The organism is Kordia sp., assembly GCF_022447245.1.
GTDB lineage: Bacteria > Bacteroidota > Bacteroidia > Flavobacteriales > Flavobacteriaceae > Kordia.
Genome location: NZ_JAKVBC010000052.1, coordinates 1 through 24,703 on the forward strand (window position 1 = coordinate 1; position 24,703 = coordinate 24,703).

At 36.2% G+C, this 24,703-nt stretch carries 36 protein-coding genes; 27 read left to right on the forward strand and 9 right to left on the reverse strand.

Features of this window, described 5'->3' with window-relative positions; translation table 11 throughout:
* Positions 1 to 326: 326 nt before the first annotated feature.
* The 7 genes from MK119_RS22485 to MK119_RS22515 form a co-directional block, all read right to left on the reverse strand.
* Complete coding sequence (locus MK119_RS22485) at positions 327 to 656, reverse strand: MazG-like family protein (protein WP_290683656.1); 330 nt, start codon at positions 654 to 656, stop codon at positions 327 to 329.
* Positions 626 to 898, reverse strand: a complete 273-nt coding sequence (locus MK119_RS22490; protein ID WP_290683658.1) for a DUF3310 domain-containing protein — start codon at positions 896 to 898, stop codon at positions 626 to 628. Before MK119_RS22490 ends, MK119_RS22485 begins: the two co-directional genes overlap by 31 nt.
* The gene (gene thyX / locus MK119_RS22495; protein WP_290683660.1) at positions 891 to 1,574 is read right to left on the reverse strand and encodes an FAD-dependent thymidylate synthase; all 684 of its coding nucleotides are present in this window, start codon (positions 1,572 to 1,574) and stop codon (positions 891 to 893) included. The genes MK119_RS22490 and thyX overlap by 8 nt, the downstream gene beginning before the upstream one ends.
* Before the next feature lie 10 nt (positions 1,575 to 1,584).
* Positions 1,585 to 1,935, reverse strand: a complete 351-nt coding sequence (locus MK119_RS22500; RefSeq protein ID WP_290683662.1) for a hypothetical protein — start codon at positions 1,933 to 1,935, stop codon at positions 1,585 to 1,587.
* 20 nt (positions 1,936 to 1,955) lie between these two features.
* On the reverse strand, positions 1,956 to 2,297 hold the full coding sequence (locus MK119_RS22505; RefSeq protein ID WP_290683663.1) for a hypothetical protein: 342 nt from the start codon (positions 2,295 to 2,297) through the stop codon (positions 1,956 to 1,958).
* Between the two features lie 40 nt (positions 2,298 to 2,337).
* A complete protein-coding gene (locus MK119_RS22510) occupies positions 2,338 to 2,523 on the reverse strand; it encodes a hypothetical protein (protein ID WP_290683665.1) in 186 nt (61 codons plus the stop codon).
* A 314-nt stretch (positions 2,524 to 2,837) separates the two neighbouring features.
* Complete coding sequence (locus MK119_RS22515; RefSeq protein ID WP_290683667.1) at positions 2,838 to 3,185, reverse strand: hypothetical protein; 348 nt, start codon at positions 3,183 to 3,185, stop codon at positions 2,838 to 2,840.
* 100 nt (positions 3,186 to 3,285) lie between these two features.
* Between MK119_RS22515 and MK119_RS22520 the strand changes: the two genes are divergently transcribed.
* From MK119_RS22520 to MK119_RS22600, 17 genes are all read left to right on the forward strand, one after another.
* On the forward strand, positions 3,286 to 3,585 hold the full coding sequence (locus MK119_RS22520) for a hypothetical protein (RefSeq protein WP_290683669.1): 300 nt from the start codon (positions 3,286 to 3,288) through the stop codon (positions 3,583 to 3,585).
* A complete protein-coding gene (locus tag MK119_RS22525; protein ID WP_290683671.1) occupies positions 3,569 to 4,756 on the forward strand; it encodes a PBSX family phage terminase large subunit in 1,188 nt (395 codons plus the stop codon). The genes MK119_RS22520 and MK119_RS22525 overlap by 17 nt, the downstream gene beginning before the upstream one ends.
* A gap of 48 nt (positions 4,757 to 4,804) precedes the next feature.
* Positions 4,805 to 5,314, forward strand: a complete 510-nt coding sequence (locus MK119_RS22530; protein WP_290683673.1) for a hypothetical protein — start codon at positions 4,805 to 4,807, stop codon at positions 5,312 to 5,314.
* On the forward strand, positions 5,314 to 5,709 hold the full coding sequence (locus MK119_RS22535; protein WP_290683675.1) for a hypothetical protein: 396 nt from the start codon (positions 5,314 to 5,316) through the stop codon (positions 5,707 to 5,709). Before MK119_RS22530 ends, MK119_RS22535 begins: the two co-directional genes overlap by 1 nt.
* On the forward strand, positions 5,706 to 5,930 hold the full coding sequence (locus MK119_RS22540) for a hypothetical protein (protein ID WP_290683677.1): 225 nt from the start codon (positions 5,706 to 5,708) through the stop codon (positions 5,928 to 5,930). The genes MK119_RS22535 and MK119_RS22540 overlap by 4 nt, the downstream gene beginning before the upstream one ends.
* A complete protein-coding gene (locus MK119_RS22545; protein WP_290683679.1) occupies positions 5,908 to 6,600 on the forward strand; it encodes a hypothetical protein in 693 nt (230 codons plus the stop codon). Before MK119_RS22540 ends, MK119_RS22545 begins: the two co-directional genes overlap by 23 nt.
* Before the next feature lie 53 nt (positions 6,601 to 6,653).
* Positions 6,654 to 6,794, forward strand: coding sequence for a hypothetical protein (locus tag MK119_RS22550; RefSeq protein ID WP_290683681.1), 141 nt, complete (start codon positions 6,654 to 6,656; stop codon positions 6,792 to 6,794).
* The gene (locus MK119_RS22555; protein ID WP_290683683.1) at positions 6,791 to 7,378 is read left to right on the forward strand and encodes a hypothetical protein; all 588 of its coding nucleotides are present in this window, start codon (positions 6,791 to 6,793) and stop codon (positions 7,376 to 7,378) included. Before MK119_RS22550 ends, MK119_RS22555 begins: the two co-directional genes overlap by 4 nt.
* A 1-nt stretch (position 7,379) precedes the next feature.
* Positions 7,380 to 7,889: a hypothetical protein gene (locus MK119_RS22560; RefSeq protein ID WP_290683685.1), complete on the forward strand. Its 510-nt coding sequence runs from the start codon at positions 7,380 to 7,382 to the stop codon at positions 7,887 to 7,889.
* Between the two features lie 2 nt (positions 7,890 to 7,891).
* Positions 7,892 to 8,191 (forward strand): hypothetical protein, encoded by a 300-nt coding sequence (locus tag MK119_RS22565; RefSeq protein WP_290683687.1) that lies wholly within the window; start codon positions 7,892 to 7,894, stop codon positions 8,189 to 8,191.
* Positions 8,192 to 8,194: 3 nt separating this feature from the next.
* Positions 8,195 to 9,451, forward strand: a complete 1,257-nt coding sequence (locus MK119_RS22570; RefSeq protein WP_290683688.1) for a hypothetical protein — start codon at positions 8,195 to 8,197, stop codon at positions 9,449 to 9,451.
* A 1-nt stretch (position 9,452) separates the two neighbouring features.
* On the forward strand, positions 9,453 to 9,596 hold the full coding sequence (locus MK119_RS22575) for a hypothetical protein (protein WP_290683689.1): 144 nt from the start codon (positions 9,453 to 9,455) through the stop codon (positions 9,594 to 9,596).
* Between the two features lie 23 nt (positions 9,597 to 9,619).
* Positions 9,620 to 9,844 carry a hypothetical protein gene (locus MK119_RS22580; RefSeq protein WP_290683691.1) on the forward strand — a complete coding sequence of 75 codons (225 nt, stop codon included), beginning with the start codon at positions 9,620 to 9,622 and terminating at the stop codon, positions 9,842 to 9,844.
* Positions 9,845 to 12,022 (forward strand): hypothetical protein, encoded by a 2,178-nt coding sequence (locus MK119_RS22585; RefSeq protein WP_290683693.1) that lies wholly within the window; start codon positions 9,845 to 9,847, stop codon positions 12,020 to 12,022.
* On the forward strand, positions 12,022 to 14,898 hold the full coding sequence (locus MK119_RS22590; protein ID WP_290683695.1) for a hypothetical protein: 2,877 nt from the start codon (positions 12,022 to 12,024) through the stop codon (positions 14,896 to 14,898). The genes MK119_RS22585 and MK119_RS22590 overlap by 1 nt, the downstream gene beginning before the upstream one ends.
* 121 nt (positions 14,899 to 15,019) lie before the next feature.
* On the forward strand, positions 15,020 to 15,283 hold the full coding sequence (locus MK119_RS22595; RefSeq protein ID WP_290683697.1) for a hypothetical protein: 264 nt from the start codon (positions 15,020 to 15,022) through the stop codon (positions 15,281 to 15,283).
* Positions 15,267 to 15,599: a hypothetical protein gene (locus tag MK119_RS22600; RefSeq protein WP_290683699.1), complete on the forward strand. Its 333-nt coding sequence runs from the start codon at positions 15,267 to 15,269 to the stop codon at positions 15,597 to 15,599. Before MK119_RS22595 ends, MK119_RS22600 begins: the two co-directional genes overlap by 17 nt.
* Before the next feature lie 10 nt (positions 15,600 to 15,609).
* Here MK119_RS22600 and MK119_RS22605 read toward each other — a convergent pair whose 3' ends face one another.
* Together MK119_RS22605 and MK119_RS22610 are read right to left on the reverse strand one after the other, a co-directional pair.
* A complete protein-coding gene (locus MK119_RS22605; protein ID WP_290683701.1) occupies positions 15,610 to 16,215 on the reverse strand; it encodes a leucine-rich repeat domain-containing protein in 606 nt (201 codons plus the stop codon).
* 18 nt (positions 16,216 to 16,233) lie between these two features.
* Complete coding sequence (locus MK119_RS22610) at positions 16,234 to 17,100, reverse strand: radical SAM protein (protein WP_290683703.1); 867 nt, start codon at positions 17,098 to 17,100, stop codon at positions 16,234 to 16,236.
* 127 nt (positions 17,101 to 17,227) lie between these two features.
* Here MK119_RS22610 and MK119_RS22615 point away from each other — a divergent pair, with 127 nt between their 5' ends.
* From MK119_RS22615 to MK119_RS22660, 10 genes are all read left to right on the forward strand, one after another.
* A complete protein-coding gene (locus MK119_RS22615) occupies positions 17,228 to 18,286 on the forward strand; it encodes a head maturation protease, ClpP-related (protein WP_290683705.1) in 1,059 nt (352 codons plus the stop codon).
* Complete coding sequence (locus tag MK119_RS22620) at positions 18,286 to 19,089, forward strand: hypothetical protein (protein WP_290683707.1); 804 nt, start codon at positions 18,286 to 18,288, stop codon at positions 19,087 to 19,089. Before MK119_RS22615 ends, MK119_RS22620 begins: the two co-directional genes overlap by 1 nt.
* A 15-nt stretch (positions 19,090 to 19,104) precedes the next feature.
* Positions 19,105 to 20,097 carry a hypothetical protein gene (locus MK119_RS22625; RefSeq protein ID WP_290683709.1) on the forward strand — a complete coding sequence of 331 codons (993 nt, stop codon included), beginning with the start codon at positions 19,105 to 19,107 and terminating at the stop codon, positions 20,095 to 20,097.
* Positions 20,098 to 20,103: 6 nt separating this feature from the next.
* On the forward strand, positions 20,104 to 20,622 hold the full coding sequence (locus MK119_RS22630; protein WP_290683711.1) for a hypothetical protein: 519 nt from the start codon (positions 20,104 to 20,106) through the stop codon (positions 20,620 to 20,622).
* A gap of 69 nt (positions 20,623 to 20,691) precedes the next feature.
* On the forward strand, positions 20,692 to 20,901 hold the full coding sequence (locus tag MK119_RS22635) for a hypothetical protein (protein WP_290683713.1): 210 nt from the start codon (positions 20,692 to 20,694) through the stop codon (positions 20,899 to 20,901).
* 293 nt (positions 20,902 to 21,194) lie between these two features.
* The gene (locus MK119_RS22640) at positions 21,195 to 22,322 is read left to right on the forward strand and encodes a phage portal protein (protein ID WP_290683715.1); all 1,128 of its coding nucleotides are present in this window, start codon (positions 21,195 to 21,197) and stop codon (positions 22,320 to 22,322) included.
* Positions 22,303 to 22,914, forward strand: a complete 612-nt coding sequence (locus MK119_RS22645) for a hypothetical protein (RefSeq protein ID WP_290683717.1) — start codon at positions 22,303 to 22,305, stop codon at positions 22,912 to 22,914. The genes MK119_RS22640 and MK119_RS22645 overlap by 20 nt, the downstream gene beginning before the upstream one ends.
* Positions 22,914 to 23,177, forward strand: coding sequence for a hypothetical protein (locus tag MK119_RS22650; RefSeq protein ID WP_290683719.1), 264 nt, complete (start codon positions 22,914 to 22,916; stop codon positions 23,175 to 23,177). Before MK119_RS22645 ends, MK119_RS22650 begins: the two co-directional genes overlap by 1 nt.
* On the forward strand, positions 23,174 to 24,478 hold the full coding sequence (locus MK119_RS22655) for a hypothetical protein (RefSeq protein WP_290683721.1): 1,305 nt from the start codon (positions 23,174 to 23,176) through the stop codon (positions 24,476 to 24,478). The genes MK119_RS22650 and MK119_RS22655 overlap by 4 nt, the downstream gene beginning before the upstream one ends.
* Positions 24,479 to 24,481: 3 nt before the next feature.
* Positions 24,482 to 24,703, forward strand: a 222-nt coding sequence (locus MK119_RS22660) for a hypothetical protein (RefSeq protein ID WP_290683723.1), incomplete at its 3' end; no start/stop codon positions are given.

Genomic DNA, 24,703 nt, shown 5'->3' on the forward strand with positions numbered 1-24,703 from the left:
GGTAATACTTACTGTGTAGAAATAAAGAGTAGCAGGAAATCTAAACTAACAGAGGGAGAACTAGAATGCAAGCAGGAATTAGAATCTGTTGGCGTGGCGTATTGGGTTATTTATAGTGTAGATGATGCCATGAAAATGCTAAAAATTAGATAATTCTAAAAAAGGTAGTACACAAATCAAGCGTACTACCTTTTCTATTTCTAGTCTTTGTGCTTAATAGTTTGGTTTTTCGCTAGACTTTTCCTATATTGCATAAGTAGGTTATTTTTTTTACTCTATCATGTAAGAAATATTGCAGATGTTGGTAGCATCTGCTTTTTTTATTTCTAGTCTTTGATAAAGACACCGTTTCTAGTTTTCCCTGTTCTGTTTTTAATTTCATTCCAAGCAGCCTGTAAGCAATCTACGGGATCTAAATCCAACTGAGCGGATAAGATAATAAGAGTTACAAGACTGTCGCCTATCCCATCAATTATACCTGCCTTATCATTTTTCAGCAATGCGCCTGTCAATTCTCCTACCTCCTCATTAACTTTTAACATCTGCTTAGATGCGTTTAAACTACTCAGTATGCCCTTATCTTTTGCCCACTGCTCAACTTTATATTGCAAGTCTTCAAATGTCTCTACTGGCTTAAATTCGTGTCTTTTTGGCATTGTTTTATTTTTTGTCTGATTAAATCTTTATCTATCCATTCGCCTGTCAACTCTCTGTATATGTAATCTAATGCTTTTATTAAATCTTCCTGCTTAGTTTCTGTGCTTTTCTTTCCTGCTCTAATTAGGTATTTTAGTGCATTGATTCTACAGAAACCTTCTACGTCTAAACCTTGACTTTTTGCCCATGTGACAACATCAATGCTGCTGCCTTCGTTTGTGTAGTGATCAAGACTATTCATAACCAAATGCTTTTAATGTTAGCGGAAACCTATTTGTTTCTCTGACTTGCTCTAGCATCATTTGTGCTATTGTGCGTATTTCTAGCTGCGCATTAGGGCTGTTTCTAAGTCGCTGAAAGTGCATAAATGATCGCATATTAAATGCCATTGTAAAGTTTAGCATTTTGTTGTATCCTAAAAAGTACCTAGCAGTTTCTTTCGCTCGTTTACGTGTAAGCCCTTCTTTATTTTGTAATTCATTTATAGCATAATGGTATAGTTTCTCGCCTTGCAGTGTATGGTTTTGAAGTTGTATTTTTACACGATTAGCACCGTATGATTGAGATGTGTAAGAATCCCAGTCGTTAGGTATGTAGTGTTTATCTTCTAGCTCTTTGTATCTTGCACTTTCTGTATTTATAGAAATACCTATTCGATGTTTTAAGCAATGTATGTGCGTTGCAATATCCGCAACTATATTAAATTGCAAATAACAAAACTCAAAAGGTGTGTGGTGACCTTCTTTAGCTAACATTGAAATTAACTCTTGCGGTGTCTTTTTTTTGGTTTTACAAATAGCATCAAACATAGCTTTTGTCCTATCTTCTACATTGTCGGGTATCTCTATATCTAGCTCTCTAAATGTAGATTGCCAAGCAGCCAAACAAAAACTTTTATCTGATCCTGATATGTCCATTAGTGTTACTCTAAGATTCTTCTGCATCTTGTTCGTCTTGTTGTTGTTTCTTTAATCTTTGCGCCTTCAATCTTTCTTCTAGCTTTTGCTGTAGTATATTTTTGCACTGATCCAAACTAGATAAACCCTGTGCTATGCACTTATGGCTGCCTTTCTCTGTTCTGTTTAAATCATCTGCATTAGTACACCAAACGCTATATAAATACACGTTTACTGTGTTTCCGTTTTGATCTATTGCTGTAGTAGAATATGCTGAAATATACCCTAGCTCAACACTAGAATTTAATTTAGAATATACACAGTATCTGCGTTGTAGGCTTGGTCCTGCTGACCATGTAATAAGGCTTTCTATTCCTGCCATGATATTATTTTTTAGTTGGTTTAAAAACATTGTTCTATAAATTCATGCACATATACTACATGATTTTTATAAGTTGGTACTATGTCTGACCTGTTTAGTAATTGAATGTGTCTAAAGTAGTCTTTTCCAGTATCTACTAATATAAAAACGCCTTGTTTTTGGGGCGGCAAGCCATTAACAGTAAAATGATTATCAGATTGAACTAATATGTTTTTTTTAGAATTACCTATATTTATTGTAAAATGCTTTTCTTTTGGTACTATAGTAATAGGTGTGTCTGTTTTTAACATAGCAGGAATCTCAATACATGTATCTAAGTGTTGTCTGTCTTTTGTTAAGCAGTCCTCTAATGATATGAGCACAGGGTAAGTGCATTTATTAATAAAAGATATGTTCATAATACTAAATGTATGGTACTCTAATATCTTTTTCGCCTTTAAGTGCATTTTCTGCATACTTCTCGGCTTGTACTACCATTCTATCGTGGCAAGTTTCTTTCTTCTTTCTACTTCCGTGTATGTTGGCAGTTATTCGCAAAGCCTCTTTTATTACTTCTAATTGAAATTTGTAAATCGTTATTTCTTCCATTTTATTAAGTTTTAGTTCATTAAACCAGTACTGTGTACAACAATACCTATACGCCATACAAGTACAGGCGCATAGCCAAACCGATATATTCATGATGTTTTATTTTTGATGTTATAAAAAAAGGCGCTCAACATTCACTGCTAAACACCTTGTATTTGTACTCAATTATTTCTTTATAAAACATTATACTTCAATTATTATAATACTAAAGATACTAAATATAAACGTATTATTCAAATTGTACGCCTTTTAGTTATAAAAACGCCTGCATATTTCCCAACGTGCACACGTTCAACTAAAAAAACATCAATAGGCTAGAGGCTTTTTAAATCTGCAATTAGGGATATAATACGTTCAAGTATGTTAATAGATTTCATAGTAATGTTGTGCGCTAAGTGTTTTTCTATTCTAAGCTTAGATACGATTTCTTCAGTCTTTAGTGCTATGTCAGCATCTAAGATGTCAAAATCATTCCAATCTGCTTTTGTAGCTGTTCTGATAGTGCCTGCTATCTTAAAAACGTTATCTGTCAAGCCTAAGCCCTCCATAAAGTTGAATTTATTGTCTTGTAGTGCATTTTCTACTTCTACGATAGTGTCTATCACTACGTCTATTGCTTTCCAAAATGTCTGTGTCGCTAACTGCTTTTTCTCGTTTTGCATTTTTTGTATTATTTTTGTAAATTAAATAGTGACAATATACGCAAAAACATCATATAAAACAATATTATACAGTTTTAAAAACATTCTAAAACATCTTAAAATGGCATTCAAGAAAGGTAATAAACTTGGTCCAGGTCGTCCTAGAGGGCTAAGAAACAAAAAAACACAAGAAGCAAAAGCAAGAGTAGAAAAAGTATTATCTATGATAGATCAAACTATAGAAGAAGACATTGCAGAATTATCAGCTAGTGAGCGTGTAAAAACATACGTTGCACTATTGGAGTATCAGTTACCAAAACTACAACGTGTTGCACTAGCTAATGACGATGAAAGCAAAGAACAAAGCTTTAAGATACAGATTATAAATAATAGTACAGAAATAAATGATTCAAGCAAGTAATGTATTTTGGAGAAATTACACAAGTAAAAAAAGAATAGTAATTAATCGAGGTGGTACACGTGCTGGTAAAACTTATTCTTTGTGTCAATTACTTGCAAGGTGGCTGTTAACTGGTGAACTAAGACAAGGCGAAATAATAAGTAGTGGTGTATGTAGTGTAGTTCGTAAAACATTACCTTCGTTAAAAGCAACAGCACAAAAAGACTTTGAAGAAATATTGACTAATTGGGGTGTACTACATTCTAAAGTTAGACATAGAGTAGTTGACAGGGAATATATATTTGATGGTCGAGTAGTTGAGTTTTTTAGCGTAGATGATCAGCAGAAAGTAAGAGGTAGGAAGCGTAAAATATTATTTTGCAATGAAGCTAATGAGCTAAACTTTGATACTGATTTCTTTCAGTTGCTTATCCGTACTGAAAATACTATTTTTATAGATTTCAATCCATCAGATCCGTATACGTGGATTAAAACAGAATTGGAGGATAAGAGAGCGCATACAATGCAAGATGTGCAAACGATTATTAGTACGTATTTAGATAATCCATTTTTGCCCAAGTCTTTAATTAAAGAGGTTGAGTCTATTAGTGATCCTGATTTACGCAAAGTGTATGTGCATGGACAATATGGAATAATCAAAGGCTTAATATTTCCTAAAGTTACGATTGTTCCCGAAATGCCCGAAATATTAAAACGTCCTGGTGGTGGTCTTGACTTTGGGTACACAAATGATCCGACTGCACTGTATCACTGTGGTTTTTACAGGGGTGGACTTTATATAGATGAACGAATGTACAGCGTTGGCATGGAAGATGACGACATAGTAGAATCAATAAAATCTAGTAAGCTAAGAAACCTAATTACATATGCAGACAGTCAAGAGCCAAAAACTATCAATGCACTGAATAGAATGAATGTAACTGTAAAAGGTGCTGTAAAAGGTAAAGATTCGATTAAGTACGGAATAAAAGTAGTTAAGAAGTACCCTATTTTTATAACAGCTACAAGCCAAGGTTTACTGAAAGAACAAAAACTATATAAATGGCTAGTAAATCCAGATGGTCGAGCTACTAACAAGCCTATTAATAAATTTAATCATGGTTGGGATGCAGTAAGATACTATACAGTGATGACAGTAGGTCAAGGCAGGAATGTACAGGCATTTGGATAAGTTATCAATTATTTGTATATTGTGTAATCAAATAATATAAAAAACATCATGGATAAACAACAAGCTTACAACGACATTATACAGCATGCTAACGAACTTGTGCAAAAAGTGCAGGAGTTCCAAAAAGTGCATAAGTATCACAAGCGCATGCAGCTAATCAAGGCATTACATCACAGATTAAAGCAGCCGCTTGACATGCTGAACAAGCAGAATAAACCAAGTAGGTTTAAGCTAGTTACAACAGGTAAAGGTAAAGCAAAAGCACAACCACTAGCCAAGATGCCAGTACAAGAAACTGAAGGCACTGTATTAGCTGATAATAGCCCCGAAGGCATGCGCAAAATCAAAGAAAACAAAGCAGTGTTAGACGCTCGCTTTAACTCGTTTTGGTCTGCGTACGATTATAAGCGCAACAAGCAAGATGCACGAAAAGTATGGGATAGTTTAGAGGAGTGGGAACAAGAAGATGCAGTAAAAGGTATTAAGGCTTATAAAGAATCAAGCGGTGCTAAAATAGATTTACCTGCAACATATCTAAGGGCTAAAGCATGGGCATAATGAATGATCACGAAAATTATCTAAGAAAGGCAAGCAATGATAAGCAAAAGTATTTTGTAGGTGAATATGTGAAAGTAAGAATAGAGTTTAAAAAAATTAATAGATGGCTGTTTTGTTACTTTGCTTGCATATTGCCTGTTTTACTTTTTGCCATAAAAGCTGTATTAGATGTCGAAGATCCTAGTTTTAATGCAAGTAGGGTTCTTTGCGGTGTTTTTGCTATTGCTGCTTTTGTTTCGGTATATTCAGTTAGTTTAGCGTCTACTGAGGGTAAATTGTACACAAAATATACTAGAGTTGTCGAATGTAGGATAATTGGCGTTTTTGATAAAATAGCCGTAGATTACAACAGCAAAGTATATCAAGTTGATGAAAAAGATATATCTAAAATATGAATGAACACGAAGATTATATAAGATGCGAGCGAGAAACCATAGATCAAAACGACAATAGTATTATTAGAGCTAGTACTATTATGCTTGATGAAGATACAATATACATTAGTCAAGAAATGTTTTTCAATGGTGCATCTGTAAGTATAAGCCGTGTAGAGTTACCAATCAGTATTATAGAAGAAATAGAAAACATCGGAAATGGCACGAATCAAGATAGCTAACAAGCATTATGATTATCCTGAGGATTGGCAAGACATAACATTAAGTAAATTTACTATTTACCTAAAGATAGAAATGCCAACAGGACTACACATAGTAACTACAGAACACGAAGCGGATAAATGGCGTGAGCAGGTGCTAGAACTACCACTAAGCGAACAGGCAGCCGCATTTGAATATTTTGTAGCTGTGCTTAGTCACTTCTGCATGATAGATGAACAAGTACTGATTAGATGCAAACTAAAGCAAGTAGAAACTTTATTTTGGAAGTTGTTTAACCTGCTTAATACTGTTTGCACTGCTGAATATACTGAAACGATAGAGCATAACGGACAGACTTATTATCTACCTAGTCAGTTTATGCAAAATAGCACGGTTGGTGATTTCTTAGAAGCCTGTCAGCTAGAAATGGAGTACAGCAAGATTAAAAACGGCAAATTTCAGCATTTAGCTAAACTTATGTGTATTTTATGCCGTAGAAGTAAAACAGAGCAATACAGTGATGCTTTATTAGCCCGTGAAGCTATATTTATGCAATGCAGTGTGGATAAGGTCTGGCAAGTAGCTTTTTTTTTGCAGCAACAAAACAGGAAATATCAAGAAGGTTTAGCGACTTATACAAAGCTAGCCCTAAAAGGTATCTTGAAGTTGCAGCAGGATCAGAGCAATTAGAACAAACCTACGGATACTATCTAACATTAAAACGCATTGCTGAAAGTCCTGCTTTGTTAGATCCTAGTTTGCCACCTATCAAAGCTGCTGAACGTGTGCCGCTCTACATGGCTTACACTTATTTAAGCGCTGAAAATGCACAAGCAGAGTATGAAAACAGGTATTTTGAGGAATCGCAAAAACGTAACAAATGAACTTAATCGAACTATCAAACATATTCCACAACATCGCCAAAGGTTTAGACTTTAAGTTCTATCATTATGGACTACCGCAGGATATAAACACTAATGGCATTGATAATTCATTCAATGTAAGCAATTCAGTTGGCGTTGAATATCCTGCTGTTTATGCTGTTGTGTCAAATTGGCAAACAGCTACAAGTAGACCAAATGCCACAATAGATGTAGTTTTATTGTTCTGCATTCCTCAATTTTATGAGAATGACAGTACATCAAGTACTAAAAGTATCTTAGAGCGCACCGAACAGTTGAGACAGTTGCAAAACAACTTCATGCGCAACTTGCAAAAGATAGGGCTAAAGAAAGGTCTAAATTTTCCTGTTGATAATCCATTTAGCTTGCAACCAAATGAAGGCAACTATACAACAGAAGTGTTTACTAATGCCTACAATAATAGACTGATAGTATTAGATACTCGCTTTAGTATGCAGGTACTTCTAGACTGTGAAAATGTTGCAGTAGATGGTAGTACAATCAATGCTGCTTATCCTATGCCTGTGAGTGATACTAATGATTATGAATTGATAAAACCTGTGTAGCGTGATAGAAACAATTGAAGAACTAGCAAATAAAATAGGTGTCCTAGTAGTAGATGCAGTTAAAAAGCAATTCTTGCTACAAGGGCACAAGCTAACAGGCAAGTTAATTGACTCAATAGAACAGCAAGTGCAAACACGAGTATCAGGAGCAAGAATACAAGTGCTAGCTGAAAATTATGCTAAGTTTGTCAATAATGGTGTGGCTGCTGCAAATATACCTTTCGGTGGTGGTAGTGGTGCAAGAACATCTAAATACATACAAGGCTTAAAAAACTTTGCTAGATTACGTTTTGGTGTGTCAGACAAAGAAGCTTTATCCATTGCTTTTGCTATTGCTAGAAAGCATAAACGTGAAGGTATGCGAACTAGATCAAGTAGTAGGTTTAGTAAAACAGGTAAACGTACAGAAGCTATTGAAGATGCACTTGCAGAAGTGGACGACGAATTAAATAAAATGATTGAAGATACTTTAGAGGTTATTATAAATCTAAGTATTGAGCAAAAAATATAATAATGACAGAAGCACAAGCAATCACAATGCAATCTAATATAACTAGTGTTAATATAGCATTAGGTCATATAGATAGAACCTGTATCTTGTTAAAAATGTACAATACGGGTAATTACAGCGAGCATTGGAAAGCATTAAATATACCTATTGAACGTCTAGAGGCTTACAATGCAGCTACCTATGAACAGCAAGTAGCATTCATCAGAGTGGCGCAACCTCTGCAACTATCAGATACCTTTGCAGCAGATTTTGAAACAAATGCAGCTAATGATGATGTATTAGACGCATATTTAAACCCGTAGCTTATGCCATTTATCACACAACCACCTAGTAATCCTGTTAGCGCATATCGTCCCGTATTGTTTCAGACGTTTGTTTTTGCTCCTACTTTTATAGATGAAGTTGTAAATGCTGTAGTAACAATCACAGACGTAGACACTAGCGCACAAATAGCACAATATAGACTGCAACCTGTTAGCGATTTAGGTGGGGTTTTGTTTAGTTTTGACATTGACGTGCAGCAAGCTTTACAAGACTATTTACAGCCTAACAGTCAAACTAAATCAGATAGCGCACCTAATGCAGATGGACAAGCATATTTTAACCTAGACACAGGTTTGTATGTGAACTTTACAGTCACTATTACTTATGAGTACATAGATGTTGCAACAGGACTGCTAACTGACATAGGGTTAACAGACATTACTACACAGTTAACAGCTACAGCAGCAACAAGGCAACATGATGAAGTAATGAACTTAGATAACTATGTGTTGACTCTTGGCGCACCACTTGAAAGGCTATTGACCAACTCTACAGCAACACAAAATATACAATTAGAAGAATCTGCAACAGTATCTTTTATTGGTCGTGACTTTGGAGCTAATATATTAGCTTTACGTGTGCGCACATTTGATGCCGCAGGTGTGGTAATTGACGATGGCACAGTAAATATAAGTACACCTTTATCTGACTTCTACCAGTTTACTTGCGGTTGTGGTCCTAATGAGATTAGAAATATTACATTTACAGCAGGATCAGTTAATATTGATAATCCTAGTGTTGACAGCTACACAGTACAGATTACAACAGCATTAAATGTGCCTGTCAGTGAGTTAAAAACATATAAATTAAAGTCTGTTTGTGAGGATTCAGAACTAAGATTGCATTTCTTAAATGCTTTGGGTGGTTTTGATGCTTATACATTTAGTAATACTAAAGTACAGTCTATTAATGTGACAGGAACAACGGCACAGAAGCCGCTTGCATGGTTTAACGCAGCACCACAAAACACACTAAGCGACAAAGGTACATTTAGTTTAGAAAAGACAGCTAGTACTAAATTTGAACTAGAAAGCCTAGATCTAGAACCTAGTACAGCTTTATGGCTAAAAGAGTTACTTTATTCTGTAGAGGTCTACATAGAAACATCACAAGGTTTACAGCCTGTAGTAATCGAAGATGTAGTGCAAATTGTAGAGACTAAGACAGGAAATAGACAGCTAGTCAAATATAACTTAGTAGCTGTTTTGGCTAATGATAAGATAATTCAATACACATAGTATGGCAGAGATCGAAAAGCTAGAAGAAGAATTGAGGTTAAAACGGCAAGAGATTAAAAACGGCATACTAGTAGGTATGCAATATGCGGCTGCTCATGATAGAATGTTGCAACTTATTAGGAAGATTAGAAAGCTGAAAAAATGATAAGATAATCCAATATACATAGTATGAGTAAAATAGAAATTAAAGATCAAGCATACATTGATGCTTACGATAAAATAGGTCACAAGTATTTTTGCAGAGGATCAGACCAAGATTTAAAAGAATGGGGACAAACATATCTATCTATTAGGTCGATTAAAATTGAAACTATTAAAACTGCTTTAAAGTACAGGGATTTAAAAGTATACAAGGTTCTTAATGAAATTTTAGGCGGTAAAAATATGTTATAAATGAAAAAGTATATACGAATAAAAGTAGCCGACCAAGAACTAGATTTTGATCCTGATAACCTAAACCTAGATTTAACATTCTCTATCACTGATAAAGATGATATTTCTAGTACTCAAGGCTCAAGGTCTGAACGTTCTGTCACTCTACCTGCAAGCAAGCAAAACAAAAGCGTATTGCAAGGTGTCAAAGGTTTGCAGACTGCTAGTATAGAAGTCAATGGTGTACCTGTTTTGCAAGGCACAGCACAGCGCAAAGAGAATAAACAACGTGGTGGTGCATATCAGTTGCAGGATAAAAAATACAACGTGGCGTTCTTTGGAAATAATGCAGGTTGGTTTACTTTACTAAAAGATAAATTCTTAGGCACAAACCTAAACTACTCTGATTTAGTACATGATTTTGATGTAGTAGAGATCGAAAACGGGCTATTTAGTGTTAATGCTAGTTTGCAGGACTATTGCTATGCTATTGTAAAACGTGCGCCTTTTGGTGGTGTTAATTTCATAAATGCTTTTGAATGTTCACCTGCTTTGTATATCGCACCTTTGTTGACTCGCATTTTTAACAGCGTAGGTTACACGATAGATAGTAACTTTCTGGAAAGTGAGTTAGCACAAAGCTTGATACTACCTGTATTGCTACCAGATAAATACAATACAGCATTTTCAGAAGAATATTTAAATATCAGTGCAGAAAAAACAATCACTACTGCTGCTAGCCCTAACGCACAAATTGTATATGACAATCAAACTAAAACGCCACCTAACGCACCATTTAACCCGTACATAGCATCTGATCCAACTTTTCCAAGTGGATTACTAGCAGGTAGTACGACATACACAGCGCCTTACGATCAATTTGTTGAAATCAAGGCAAGCATTATAATAAATAATGTTACTGTAATAGGTACACAAAGCCCACAATTTATTTTAGTAGATAGTAACGGTAATGGACCTGTAGGTAATGTTTTTACACCAACATTAAGTGATGTTGATCGAATTATAGAATTAAGCGGTATATTTCAGCTAAACGCAGGAGAAAAGATAGCAGCAGGTGTAATTAATCTAGCTACACAGTATCAATACGATATTACAGGCGGTACATTTGAAGTTAGAGGCGAAGCACTGATACGTAAAGGTGTGCCAATTGACTTTAAGTTTTTATTACAAGATTGGCTAATAACTGATTTTATCAAAGGTGTTCAGCACTTATTTAACCTCAAGTTTGATACAGACGATGCAGCCCGAACAGTAAAAATAGAACCTTCTGATAATTGGATAAACACACAACCACCTGCAACACAAGATATACAAGCTGGATTTTATGAAGGTGGTGCAGATATAACACAAAGACTAGACCTAAGTAAAGATTCTAGACGTATCAATAAAGTAGATGTAGCTGAAAGCTATCTATATAAGTATAGAGACCCTGCAAGCGATCCGACATATGAAGTACTAAATGTAAATGAAGAAGTGCCCGTTTATGGTGCTAGGTATGATCTAGACACAGAAGTTTTTAACGAGTCAACACAAGATGACGAAAATCCATTTTTTGCACCTACTCTACACTTGTTAGATACAGATATTAGAGCTATTGACTCAGATATAACGCCTTTGGTGTCTATTGTTTGGAGTAACAACTATAAAGATAGCCCTAATGCCTCTGAAAAAGTAGATACTAACAGTCCTAGAATACTAATTAAACCTGATCCGTTAACCCGTACAGATGTCGATGGGAAAATACAGTTTTCTAGTGCTACTAATCCATTTGGTGCACCAATTATACAAGTAGTTAACAATCCTGTTGCATTTGCGGTTAATTTCAACGATCAAACAGGATTAGAACCTAGTTTGAGCTACTCAGATGTTACAGTAAACAATAACACACAATTTGGACTATTCAGAAGATTCTATCTAACGCAATATAGCAGGATTAATCAAGCTGTGCAGCTAGAGTGTTACATCAAATACAACACACTAGATATTTTGCAATTAGATTTTGCACAAAAAGTAGTAATCAACAATCAAAGATATATACTACAAGAAGTAGAGTCATGGTCACCACTAACCAACACAACAACTAAAACAACATTATTGCTAGATGCTGCGCCAAATGACAGCGATGCAGCAAAAACTATTAACGCAAACCAAATCGGTTTATTAAACATTCTACAGTAATGACAAAAGAAATAATCTTAGATATACAGATACAAGGCACTAAGAAAGTTATTGAACTGCAAGAAGAAATTAAAAACATTAGAAAGCAGATCAAAGACACTAAACAAGAAGATAGAGATAGTCCTGCATTTGATAACTTGATCAAACAGCTTGTAGTTGCACAAAATGAGTTAAAAAAAGCCAAAAAAGAAGCCAAAGGTTTTAAAGAGGAGGTAGAAGAAACAGCAGACGAATCTACAGGCGCTTATAAAAAACTAAGTAAAGAACTTATCAAGTCTCGCAGGAGACTAAAAGACCTTGCAGCCGATGGTAAAACCAATACTAAAGAGTTTAGAGAGCTAACAGCACAGGTAACAAAGCTAGATACTAGGCTAAAGGGTATTGATAAAAGCGTAGGACAGTTTCAGCGCAACGTGGGCAATTATTCTGGTGCATTACGTTTGGCAGGTCGTCAAACTAGAGAGTTTGTAGGGGCTATCGGTGGCATACCACCTGCTGCTAATCTCGCTGTCGGTGCATTTGCTGTATTAGGTAATTTGCCTCAAATCATTCAGCAATTTGACGAAATAGCGACAGCAATTGACGATTATATAGCTAGTTTTACTGTAGCAGGTCGTTTAAACAAGCGTTTTGCAGAAACATTCGATAATGTTGTTGATGGATTTATAGAAGAAAAAGCAGAAATAGACAGTTTAGTAGTTGCGGCAACTGATGAAACATTAAGTAAAGAACAACAGATAGCAGCACGTCAAAAGCTAGAAGAAATATCAGGTGTTACACTAACCAACATAGAAGACGAAACGCAACTACTAGAGCAATTAAAACTAGCTCAAGATGCGGCTACAGAATCATTAATAGAAAACACTGTACAGCAAGCTAGAGCAAATCTAATTTCTGATATCACTAAAGAGATTGTCGAAAACGAAAGAGACAGGTTACAACAGTCTAAAGATTTAAGGGAATCGTTTTTAGGGCAAGGTATTGATGCTTTTGCGGAATTTGCTAAAGATACGGATAAGATTACAAACATAGTTGCAGATAACTTTGGCAAAACACAGACATTTACTGAATCTTTAATAGATGAAGCTAGGAATAATAGCAGGGATTTACTACAGGAGGAGTTACAAAACTTAGACCTAGTACTACAGCCATTAGAGCAGGTTCTACGAGAAAGTTTAACAGCAGTTGGCGATTTTTCGGGGGCTGCTAAAGGTACGGCAGAAGATCTAAATGAAGATCTAGCAAAGCAGAACGAAAAAGCAGCTAAAAAAAGATTTGAAGCAGCAAAGAGAGAACTTGAAAGACTACAGAAGTTAAGAGAAAAAGCCTTAGCAGATCAGCTAAAACTAGAACAGGCTAATGCAGCACAACTTCTTAAATTACAAGATCAGTTTGTAGATGCTCAAATCAAGAACATACAAGACGAAAAACAAAGACGAATTGCAGAAATAAACAGAAGCTTTGAAAAACGATTAGATACAAGGCAAAAGAACTTTGATAAACTAAAAGCTGATGCAGTAAAACAAGAACAACAACTAGCAGAAGCATTTGGAGAAGGTTCTGCACAGGTTATAGCGTTTAGAAAGCGTAATGCAGAGCAGGTAGAGCAGATCAGCAAAGAACTAACTGCAATCGAAGTAGAGGAAGAAAAGCGCAGACAACAGCAGATTTTAGACGTACAAGAAGATTTTGCACAAAAGCGATTTAAGCAACAGTTAGACAATGCAAAAGCACAAAGTGCAGCTATACAAGCTGAACTAACAAACGAACTAAACAGAATAGAACAAATACGTGCGCAAGGTGATATTACACGTGAACAAGCAGAAAAACAAAGCTTAGAGCGTAGAAAACAGTCTATAGTTGATCAATTAGTAGCACTCGAAAAACAAAGAATACTGCTAAATGAGTCTGAGTTAGAAGATATTGACGACCAAATACAGCAAATTGTGTCTAAGCGTCAAGCCTTAAATACTCAGCTAGCACAACTAGAAGAAAAGCAAACAGACAAAGTTAAGACAGAAGCTAAAAAGCGTACTGATAGTCAAATTAAAACCATTGACGCAATATCTAAGACTTTTACAGATAGCATTGGTTTTATTGATCAGTTTACACAAGGCATTGACCAAAGACAACAGCAAAGATTTGAGCTTGAGAAGCAGCAACAACAAAAAAGACTCGATGCACTAAATGAACGCCTAAACAAAGCGAGTGGACTAGAAAAGAAGTTCCTAGAAAAGCGAGTGCAAGAAGAAACGACAGCAGCTAATGAGATAGCAGCAGCACAAGAACGAGCGCAAAGGCGAGCAGCAAGAACACAAAAAGCCATTGCGATAGCACAAGCAGCCATAAATGGTGCATTAGCTGTAACTAGAATCTTATTACAAACTACGGATTTTACACCAGTACAGGCATTCAGAGCAGCAGCAGTAGCAGGAGCAATCGCAACGACAGCAGCACAGATAGCCGTAATATCCGCACAACCACTAGCCACAGGTGGTGTAGTTGGTAAAAATATAAAAGGTAAGTCTATTAAGCGCAGTAATGGAGATGATACGCTAACAACGTTAAAAACAGGCGAGGTAGTACTAAATAAAACACAACAGGCTAGACTAGGTGGGGCTAAAACATTTAGATCTATTGGTGTACCTGGTTTTGCTACGGGTGGCATAGTTAGCGCACCATTACCACCACCAAACATTGTTACTGCTCCAAATCCTGTGCAAAGTACCAAAGTGCTAGAACAGATTACAAAGCTAAGTATAGAAACTGCTAATAAGCTAAACAAACTAGAAGTAGTCTACACGACAAATACTAGGGATGCCATACAGCGTGATGATACAGACAGAGCAGAAATAAAAACTAGAGCTACATTATAAAAAAAGCACTCTACATCGCTGCAAAGTGCTACCCAATCAAAATTATATACTCTCCCAATAAAATAAACGTTTTTTAATCCGTTATCAACATAAAAATAGCAAATTAAAACTACAAATACAAATGTTGTACGAGATAAAAATACCAAACGAGCTACACGACGACTTGAAAGCACTACTTGAGAAAATGCGTACAGATATGTACATAAATCTAAATGAAGCTAGGTTTATGCTAGAAGTGTATTATAGGTATATTGATGTAAAACACGGATACGACGTAAAAGTATGGGCTAGACGCAATCAGAGTTGCAAAAACTGCGTAAACAACGCAAAGAGAGCATTAATAAAATACTTTAATGAACTACAAGCAGATGACACAGAAAGATAAAAAACAAAAACATGCAAACACTAAGTTTGTAGAATTAGCTCAACAAAGGTTTAAAGAATGGGCTAGAATCAAGGGGCTAGAATGCTCTGTAGATAACTTTTTGTTGTTTATGCTCAAGCATTCACTACTTAGGGAAAAAGTAATTAACAGATACTTAGTAACGCAGTTATATAAAGAATATAGAGCAGAGGGTACAAAATCAGAACAATGTATTTATCAAGTTTCGGACGTTGTACCCTATGAGCGAACAATTATATATGATATACTGAAAAATTACAGTAATCATTTTAATGAGAATAAACTCACTTTGAAGTAGTACTAAAAGATTACATTGGAATTATCTTGCAGTTAGGTAGCAATGCCTTAATTTTATCTATCTCATTTTCGCTTATTGGGTTATCATCAATCCAAAGCTTTTTAAGATTTTGTAGTTGTCCGATAGATTTAGGTATGGAGCTGATGATGTTGTCCTTCAAAATAAGCGATCTAAGATTTTGTAGTTGTCCGATAGATTTAGGTATGGAACTAAGATTGTTGTGATCCAACCAAAGCACTTCAAGATGCTGTAGCTGTCCGATAGATTTAGGTATGGAACTCAGATTGTTGCGACTCAACCAAAGCACTTCAATCTGCTGTAGTTGTACAATAGATTCAGGAAGAACTTCGAGTTCGTTATAATCCAAATCAAGCTTTACGAGATGTTGAAGCTCACCGATAGATTTAGGTAGGGAGCTGATGTTGTTGTGACTCAAATTAAGATCTGTCTTGGTAAACGCATCAACACCACAAAGATCAATCAATTCTTTCTCCTCTTTAAATCCTGCACTATTCCAAGTCAAACCTAAGCCTTGCATAATTGATATAGCTAGACCTACGTTAACTTTTTGACCTGAGTATAACAGGTTTTTTATGCTGTTTATTTCTTCTTTCATAATAATTGAGTTTGTTAATTAAAATATATAGCGCACATTGCACCAATTTAGGTGCTTATCAAGCAAATATAAGAAAAAGTCTTTGTAGGTGCTTTTTAGGTTGCGCTTGTATCTAATATTTACGCTACCATAGCTAGATGTTTTGCTTTCCTGCCTTTCTGGCTGCCAAAGTATGCTTTCGCTATCACTGCAACCGTTTTGTATATTATATTCGTGCATTTTTGTATTGTGTGTCAAAAATATGCACTCACATTGTATGCTGCTCTTTATTTCATCGTCTACAAGTTCATTTATTTGCTCAAATAGCTTGATGTATTCATCTGAGCAGCCTTGATTGCATATAATAGGGCTAAAATTGATGTGAACTTGATAACCTGCCTTATAAAAATCATTAATAGCTTTAATTCTATCAACGATCTTACTAGTATTAGGCTCTAGTATATCAGAAAACACCTGCGGCATTAGGCTAAATCTGATACGTATTTTACGATTAGCATTGTAGTCTAGCAGGTCTTTGTTTACATATTTGGTAGCAAGTGTACCAAATGCAGTTGGGTTGTACTTAAAAAAGTCAAACACTTTGCGCCACTCATGATGTTTGGCGTGTAGTGCAAAGTCTTCGTTGCAGCTGATGTCGTATGTCCAAAACTGGCTGTGTGTTTGGTTTGGTTTTTTGCGTCCTAATGTATCTATGTGGTCTTGTATAGCTTGTAGTATTTGGTCTGTGTTTTTAGCTATAGATAGTCCGCTTGGCTTGTGTCTACGCATATAACAATATGTACACTTAAACAGGCAGCCCCAACCAAAACTAGGCGTTATATAATCGCTACTTCTGCCCGAATAGCGTATTTTCATACTTTTTCTGTTATCAAATGTAATTTTCATAATAATTGAGTTTAAATAATTGATAGGTGCAATATACAATACTTTTAATTAATACACAAATACTACTACACTAACTTATCATAAAAAAGCGGATGTTTACTTGCTTGCATTGCTGTATTATTGCAATATGACAAAATCTAACATTGAAAATAATACTATTCTATTTAACACTGATATATATGCACAGTATCAAGTTGATGAACTTGCTCGAAACCTATCTATGTCTAGTGGAGATATAGAACTAGTTATTAATAGTCCTGGTGGCGATGTGTTCACAGGTTCTGCTTTGTCTGCACTAATCAGCAATGAGGTAAGTAACGGACGCAAAGTAAAAACTGTAGGCATTGGACTTGTAGCCAGTGCTGCAACTTTTATGTTATTGGCAGGAAGTGAAGTAACTATGCAAGAAGACGCCTTCTTGATGGTGCATCAACCATTTTCTTACGGTGGCGGCAATAGTGACGATTTACGCAAAGATGCTGACTTGCTTGATAAGATCGAAAACATAATAGTCAATATCTATGCACGTAAAATGATGCAGACTAAAGGCATGGATGAAGATGAAGCAAAGAAGAAAAGCAAAGAGTATGTGCAAAATGAGACGTGGTTTACTGCTCAAGAAGCACTAGAAGCAGGTTTGATTGATAGCATTAACACAACAATGCAGCCTGCGCAACCTATCACAGAATCAGTAGAAGCAAACAACAGAACAGACAAAAAATACAACTATACAAATCATTTCAAAAATGCGCCAATGGCGTTTAAATTACAATTAGACAATCAAATGGACAACAAACAAGTAAAAGAAGCTAAAAGCTTATTTGCTCGCTTGGCTAACCTATTTGGTGTTTCTAATAACGCTGAAGCGGAAACAGTACAAGAAACTGTAGATGCAACAGTAGAAGAAACGCCAACGGTTGAGACTGAAAAAATGACAGCAGAGCAGATGAAAGAAGCACTAGAAACTGAAGGTTATGCAGTAATAACTAAAGAAGAACTAGATGCTAATCAAGATCTTTTAAACAAGCTTAATAGCCGCTTAACTGAAATCGAAAACAAGCAAGCGTCTAAAGCTATTGCAACACCTGCACACAAAGAGACAAAGAAAGAAGACAAGCCTGTATTAAATAAAAAGCAGCAAGATATGTTTTCTTTATTAGCTAACACTATCAAAAACGCTTTATAATGGCTTTTGAACTAATCACAACAGGTTCTAAAAAATGGTCTGACTATCAACAACAAAACAATCCATTAGCAGCAGGTTACAATGTAATCAAGGCAAAAGGTATGGATTTCGTTGGTATCAATGGACAGCCTGCAACATTTAACTTGGTGGTAACATACACCAAAGCAACACCATTGTTTGAAATTTCAGATAATGAATTATCAGTAAACGAAGTAGAATACTACAATGTACGTGTAGTTGACCAAAGCGGAAACGAAGCAGCAGGTCAATTAGATGTAGCTGATCCTAGCACGGCTGTAGCTATCGACATTAGCAAATTGAACGTAAACGAAGTACTAACAGCTTTTGTATCTATCGGATCTAGCTATAGTCCGCAATTACGTGAAATGCCAAACATTGAATTTCCGCTAGAAATCTCAGAAGATTTAGCCGCTTTTGAAATTGGAAACAAAGTAACACAAGGCGCAATAGCTGCAACATTTGACGAATTAGCAGCAGCGAACGGTGGCACAGTTACTTTAACTGCTGCAAGCGTAGGTGATACTGTGCAAGGTGCTGTAGTTTTAGCAGCTACATTAGGCAATGTAAAAGTAACCAGCATTACAGCTAGTGGGGATGGTGCTGTAGTAGCTCCTGCTGGGTACACACCATTTAATATCGAAGTAGACGCAAGTTCTCCTGAATCTACTTTTGTTTTCGCTCTAGACACTGCTACAGCAGGCGCAAAGAGTATGACTATTACTATTATTTCAGATGCAACTGTAAGCCCTTATACGTTTGACGTAGCTTTAACAGTAGCTTAAACACTATATATAACTATGATAACTGAATTAGGGCAATTTAATGTAAATTTTGAAGGTGCTACTGCAAGACGCATCTTTTTAGACCCAATTTTCAAAGATGTACAGCCATTTGAAGCTGATATTTACCAAGTAATGCCAAATGTGGTAAGCCGTAAAAATATGGTATTTGTAGGACCATTAGACAACTATTTACGCAAACGCATTGGATGTGGTTTTGATCCTACAGGAAGCCTAAACGTATCTGAACGTCAAGTAGAGGTAGAACTAGTAAAAGGTGAGACACAACAATGTTGGGACGAGTTCAAAGATACTATCTTAATGGAAGCATTAAACAAAGGTGTTGACATGGGCAACATGGAAGGCACATTGATGCAAGATATTATTTTGACACGTATGCAACAAGGTGCTAGTCGTCAGATTAATTTACTCGCATGGTTTGGTGATAAGTCAAGCGTGAACCCAGAGCAAAATATCTGCGATGGTATGTGGACTAAGTACATTCCCGAACTACAAGCGAATAACTTGATCAGAGTATTAGGTTCGAATAGTGGTACACCATTAGGTGCAGGTGGAGCAATTGACTTGTTAGATGCAGTCTTAGATTCTGCAAAAGATGAACTAAAAGCGTTACCTGTTGGTGATCGTCGTCTAATCGTATCTAATAACGTTGCTGAACAGCTAGAAAAAGATATTCGTAACGGTGTGTCAGGTGATAGCGCTTTCATTCGTGAAGTAGAAAATGGACGTATGACTATGTTGTTTAGAGGTGTTCAGGTTGTACCTATGCTTAGATGGCAGGGATTATACGAGCAATATGTAGGCGTAGCTGATGCTAACTTAGTGTTATACACTGCACGTCAAAACTTGATTCTAGCTACTGACCGTATCAGTGATAGTACAACTATCGATGGTTGGTTTGAAAAGAAAGAGGAAGCAATGTATTTTAGAACAGCCTTTAAATTAGGTTTTAACTACATCCACCCTAATCTGATGGTGGCTGCAAAATAATATAATATGAGTTTATCAAGCGGTTTAACTATTGATTGCTCTAGTCAGAAGTGTAGTGGTGGTGTAGCAAAGCTATATCTAGCTAACAAAGATGACGTAGATTCAATCACATATACGACAGACGATAATAGCACAGCTACAGCCATTACAATGGTTGCTGCTGCTGTTTTCTATGAATTCGAGTTTGCAGATTTTACAGCAGTGTTCAATGAGGACGCACCTGCGGAAAACTGTAACTATGCAATTACGCAAACATTCGATGGTATCTTTCCATGTCACAAACAATCCGTACGTGACATTATCCAACAGTTGCAAGATGGTTCTTGTTGTGGGTTTGTTGGAATCGTTGAGACATTGAGCGGTGTTAAGTGGCTTTGGGGTGACCTAGACAAACGTAGAATTAAGTTACTAAATAGCCCTACGACAACAGGTGCGGCTATTGCTGATCAGAATCAAGTAACATTCAACTTTCAGTGTCAGACTACAAAATTAGCTGTTGAGTATTCAGGGGCGGTTCCTGTATAACAGATTTTTCTATTTTTTGTAAACGGTGCGTATTTCTCGTATGCACACCGTTTTTTTATACACTGTAAAATGGTAAAACTAAAAAAGAAATACAATAAATATAGAGTAGGTACAACACTAGCAGATGGCAAAGCATTTAACAAGTGCTTAGAGGACGCAACACAAGAGGAACTAGATCAGCTTGTACACATCTTAGATAAAAAATATTTTACTGTCTCTAAAATGCCTAAAAAGCCTGTTTTAGATAAAGACAAAGAAAACGACATACCAACACTATAATGAGTAGACGCAATAGACAAAATAAAGCAGTAGGCGCAAAGCAGGATAAAAAGACACTGTTAAATTGTGAAGGTTTCGACGTGTGCAGTGATCATCACAACAGAAACTTCTATCATCGTGCTAACTTTGTTTTGCCTATTGACAACATAAAAGAGCCCGACAGTAGGCAGCTAGAGCAAAGCACAATAGAGTACATACCATTCCTAAATACTAGCAATAGGCTACTAAATGAACTGTATTCTATTATCAATACTAGCCCTACAACTCGAGCGATTATAAAAAACAAAACTACATTGTCAAGCGGTGCAGGTTTTTACGCTACAGATGGTAGAATGTCATCCATATCTAATATGGAAACGCCAAAGGCAGCTAATGCGGATGATCTACGAGAACTAGACGACTACATAAACGATATTACAGGCGATGGCAGAAGCCTACAAGAAGAACTAGAAAAGGTGTTCTTTGACATGTGGTCTTATGGTAATGCTTTCATAGAGCTTAGAAAGTCCCGTTTAAATGGTGCTAATTACTTGACTGTTCATCACGTACCTATAGAGTATTGCAGACCTAAGAAGGTTACGGAATATAGCGAGACAAACAAAGTGGAATGTATTGGTATCAGCAATCGTTTTGAAGATGGCGAACAAGATCCTGCAAATGTAGTAGAAGTTCCTGTTTACCCTAATTTTGAAAATGTGGGAGGTATAGAGCGGTCTATAATTCATATTAAAGACTACAGCCCACAATTTTTTTATTGGGGTTTGCCAGATTGGATAGCAAGCGTTATTTGGGGAGAGATGGAATACAGAAGTGCTAAATTTAACCAATCAAAATTTGATAATGGTTATGTACCTTCTGCTATTGTCACGATGGCTGCTGATATGAATAGCGATGAAGCAGGACAATTTATTAAGAAGTTTCAAGAAAAGTTTACAGGTACAGGTAACAACAGCAAAATGTTTGTGCAAGTGGTGCGAGACATGGACGCAAAAGCAGACGTACAAATATTAGAAAACCACAATGAAGGCGAGTTCTTAAACTTAGTAGAAATTACCACAGACAAGATCATAACAGCGCACAGATGGACACCAAGTCTAGCAGGTATCAAAACAGCAGGACAATTAGGTAGTAATCAGCAAATTAGGCTAGAGTATGAAATCATACTAAACACTGTTATTAAGCCTGTTCAAAAAATGATTGAACGCAGATTGATAGCTCCAATCTTAAAAGAATCAGCAGCATATAATGATGGTGCTAATTGGCAAAATATAGCACTACACTTGCAATGCATGAATATTGTGTCGTTTATGTCGACATTAGATGCTAGCGCAGTTATGACAGAAAACGAACAGCGTGAGGAATTAGGACTGCCACCATTAGAAAACCAAAACATAGAAGCAGATGCCAACGACATTGATTAAACCAAGCGAAGTTATAAATGGTGGTGTTGTTCGTTCAACGCCTTTAAATTCTCGTTTTGATCAGCAACTACTAGCAGCGCACATCAAGATTGCAGAAGAACGATTTGTAATAGATGTACTTTGTGCTGATCTATATGACGATATGGTAGCGCAGCAGAACACAAGCGAGTCTAATTACAATCCAAATATAGGACCTATTGTACAAAAGTTTCCAGCTAATGCAGCCTACGAAACACTTTGGGTAGAACATCTACTATACTATACAAGTAACGCTGTATTGTATCAAGCTTTGCCTAATATAGCCATACAGATAGGTAGTAACGGATTATTTTTAAATGCGGGTAATATGGCAGAAAATGCAGGCGTAAAAGGCTTGACGTTTTGGCAAGATACTATTCAGCAAAGTTTAGACGTAAAACGTCAGACTATAGAAAACTTTTTATGCTCTAATCAGTCTGATTATACGCTTTATCTTGACTACAAGTGTGATAACTGCGAGGGTTGCGGACATACACAAGAAAATTGCAAAGGTTATGCAAAGTGTGGCAAGCATAATAAAACATCTAAGAACACAGGAATAATACTATACTAATGAAAGACATAGTTATCAAACAAAACGGAATAATTAAAATTTATCAAGCGTTCGTACTTTTCAGAACCGTGCAGCCTGTTTTATCTTATCGTGTTATTGATGACGACAGGATAGAACTAGAGCAAATCACAGGCGTACCTTTTACGCTTTTTGCATCTGACACAAAATCTATTACTTTGTTTGGTCAACCCAAAGCAGCTTTTAATGGTGATGCTCAAGACCTAGCAAGAATACTAAACGACTCTATAATAAAAACACTATGAAAATAATAAAAAAAGAAACAGGTATAGTAGAAGTAACAGATGCAGGTGTAATCCTGCAAACGTTACAGCCTGTTGCTAGTTTATCTTTAGTAGATGGCAATGATGGTGTAAGAGCTACAGATGTAAATGGGCGTATATTTGACTTTTTCACAAGGTCAATAGACCAACTACAAATAGATCCTGCTGCACCTACAGCATTTGCAGGAGATACACAGGATTTAATTGAAGTACTAGAAGCTGACTTTTTTAATTCTGTGCCTAGTGGTGGCGGTAGTGGTGATAATATTTACACAACAGATGGCACTATAACAGATGCTACAAGAACAGTGCAAGGTGATGGTAGCAACTTTTTAGTATTTCAAAACTTTGCAGCAGCAGGCTTTGTATCAGCACCAGGTTCATCTATTGTAGCTGAGCAGGAAATACAACTAGATACAGGCGCAACAGGGTCTAACATTAATATCAGTTCGGGTTCTGACATTGCAATGACATTATACTCAAGTGAAAGCTTTGCTACACAGGTTAAGCATATTATTACATCAAATATAGCACCTTCAGCAGCAGTATATCTAACAGGTGCTTACCTATGGTATTCAGAACTAGAACAAGAGTTATACTTTTACGATACAGCGCAATCAAAGTGGCTTAGTGTGCAGTTATATAATATTGCATTTGGCGATAATGGGAATACAGGTAATGGTGTATTTTTGCGCTCTGAAGGCGTACAAACAAGTTTAACTGAAGGTTATCCACTGACTTACAGATTAAACGCTTTTGCATTTAAATACAATAACATACGTGAGCTATCAAACCAAAGCTATGTATTTTATAGAGGTAATACGGCTATTATTACCCAAGCTATACCTAGTGATAAAGTAGGATTCCAAAGCATTACACCTGTCACAATACAACCTTTTGAAACTCTAGCTTGCCAACACTTAGGTGCAACAAACGAAGATGCTATAGTAGATCTACAATGCAGAAAAGAATACATTGACTTTTTACTAACGTCTGTTAGTGTCGTTCCGTTGGGTGGTGGTGATTATGAGTTAAATGTAAACTTTATAGGTGGAGATATTACACTAATACAAAATATAGAGTGGAACTATGAAGAACCGTTTAGCGGTCCTGATCCTAATAGCAACCCTGTTTCGTTGAATGAACAATCAGCAGGTGTGTGGAGCAAATCACCCGAAACATTTGACGGAGATCCAACAGGCGAAACATACGATGTTACATTAACATTTACGGGTATAGGTGGGTATAGTAGACAAGAATCTGTAACAGTAACAATACAATAAAAAATGGCAAAAGCAATAAATAATAGTGCATCTGATGTACAGGTGTTTAGTTTTGCGACAGGTTTTGCACTTGTTAACAATATAAATGTAATACCAGCAGGTCAAGAATTTGACCTAAGCACACTAGATGACGAAATGCAACAAGCTGCAATCTTTGAGCTGAAAAAGCTACAATCAGAAGGTGTAGATATACAAATACTAGATAGTTCGGGCGGTGAGGTAGTT

Coding starts and splice junctions, on each gene's coding strand:
- MK119_RS22485 (WP_290683656.1), bottom strand. CDS start 656: ATGCCAAAAAGACACGAATTTAAGCCAGTAGAGACATTTGAAGACTTG.
- MK119_RS22490 (WP_290683658.1), bottom strand. CDS start 898: ATGAATAGTCTTGATCACTACACAAACGAAGGCAGCAGCATTGATGTT.
- thyX (WP_290683660.1), bottom strand. CDS start 1,574: ATGGACATATCAGGATCAGATAAAAGTTTTTGTTTGGCTGCTTGGCAA.
- MK119_RS22500 (WP_290683662.1), bottom strand. CDS start 1,935: ATGGCAGGAATAGAAAGCCTTATTACATGGTCAGCAGGACCAAGCCTA.
- MK119_RS22510 (WP_290683665.1), bottom strand. CDS start 2,523: ATGGAAGAAATAACGATTTACAAATTTCAATTAGAAGTAATAAAAGAG.
- MK119_RS22515 (WP_290683667.1), bottom strand. CDS start 3,185: ATGCAAAACGAGAAAAAGCAGTTAGCGACACAGACATTTTGGAAAGCA.
- MK119_RS22520 (WP_290683669.1), top strand. CDS start 3,286: ATGGCATTCAAGAAAGGTAATAAACTTGGTCCAGGTCGTCCTAGAGGG.
- MK119_RS22525 (WP_290683671.1), top strand. CDS start 3,569: ATGATTCAAGCAAGTAATGTATTTTGGAGAAATTACACAAGTAAAAAA.
- MK119_RS22530 (WP_290683673.1), top strand. CDS start 4,805: ATGGATAAACAACAAGCTTACAACGACATTATACAGCATGCTAACGAA.
- MK119_RS22535 (WP_290683675.1), top strand. CDS start 5,314: ATGAATGATCACGAAAATTATCTAAGAAAGGCAAGCAATGATAAGCAA.
- MK119_RS22540 (WP_290683677.1), top strand. CDS start 5,706: ATGAATGAACACGAAGATTATATAAGATGCGAGCGAGAAACCATAGAT.
- MK119_RS22545 (WP_290683679.1), top strand. CDS start 5,908: ATGGCACGAATCAAGATAGCTAACAAGCATTATGATTATCCTGAGGAT.
- MK119_RS22555 (WP_290683683.1), top strand. CDS start 6,791: ATGAACTTAATCGAACTATCAAACATATTCCACAACATCGCCAAAGGT.
- MK119_RS22565 (WP_290683687.1), top strand. CDS start 7,892: ATGACAGAAGCACAAGCAATCACAATGCAATCTAATATAACTAGTGTT.
- MK119_RS22570 (WP_290683688.1), top strand. CDS start 8,195: ATGCCATTTATCACACAACCACCTAGTAATCCTGTTAGCGCATATCGT.
- MK119_RS22575 (WP_290683689.1), top strand. CDS start 9,453: ATGGCAGAGATCGAAAAGCTAGAAGAAGAATTGAGGTTAAAACGGCAA.
- MK119_RS22580 (WP_290683691.1), top strand. CDS start 9,620: ATGAGTAAAATAGAAATTAAAGATCAAGCATACATTGATGCTTACGAT.
- MK119_RS22585 (WP_290683693.1), top strand. CDS start 9,845: ATGAAAAAGTATATACGAATAAAAGTAGCCGACCAAGAACTAGATTTT.
- MK119_RS22590 (WP_290683695.1), top strand. CDS start 12,022: ATGACAAAAGAAATAATCTTAGATATACAGATACAAGGCACTAAGAAA.
- MK119_RS22595 (WP_290683697.1), top strand. CDS start 15,020: ATGTTGTACGAGATAAAAATACCAAACGAGCTACACGACGACTTGAAA.
- MK119_RS22600 (WP_290683699.1), top strand. CDS start 15,267: ATGACACAGAAAGATAAAAAACAAAAACATGCAAACACTAAGTTTGTA.
- MK119_RS22605 (WP_290683701.1), bottom strand. CDS start 16,215: ATGAAAGAAGAAATAAACAGCATAAAAAACCTGTTATACTCAGGTCAA.
- MK119_RS22610 (WP_290683703.1), bottom strand. CDS start 17,100: ATGAAAATTACATTTGATAACAGAAAAAGTATGAAAATACGCTATTCG.
- MK119_RS22615 (WP_290683705.1), top strand. CDS start 17,228: ATGACAAAATCTAACATTGAAAATAATACTATTCTATTTAACACTGAT.
- MK119_RS22620 (WP_290683707.1), top strand. CDS start 18,286: ATGGCTTTTGAACTAATCACAACAGGTTCTAAAAAATGGTCTGACTAT.
- MK119_RS22625 (WP_290683709.1), top strand. CDS start 19,105: ATGATAACTGAATTAGGGCAATTTAATGTAAATTTTGAAGGTGCTACT.
- MK119_RS22630 (WP_290683711.1), top strand. CDS start 20,104: ATGAGTTTATCAAGCGGTTTAACTATTGATTGCTCTAGTCAGAAGTGT.
- MK119_RS22635 (WP_290683713.1), top strand. CDS start 20,692: ATGGTAAAACTAAAAAAGAAATACAATAAATATAGAGTAGGTACAACA.
- MK119_RS22645 (WP_290683717.1), top strand. CDS start 22,303: ATGCCAACGACATTGATTAAACCAAGCGAAGTTATAAATGGTGGTGTT.
- MK119_RS22650 (WP_290683719.1), top strand. CDS start 22,914: ATGAAAGACATAGTTATCAAACAAAACGGAATAATTAAAATTTATCAA.
- MK119_RS22655 (WP_290683721.1), top strand. CDS start 23,174: ATGAAAATAATAAAAAAAGAAACAGGTATAGTAGAAGTAACAGATGCA.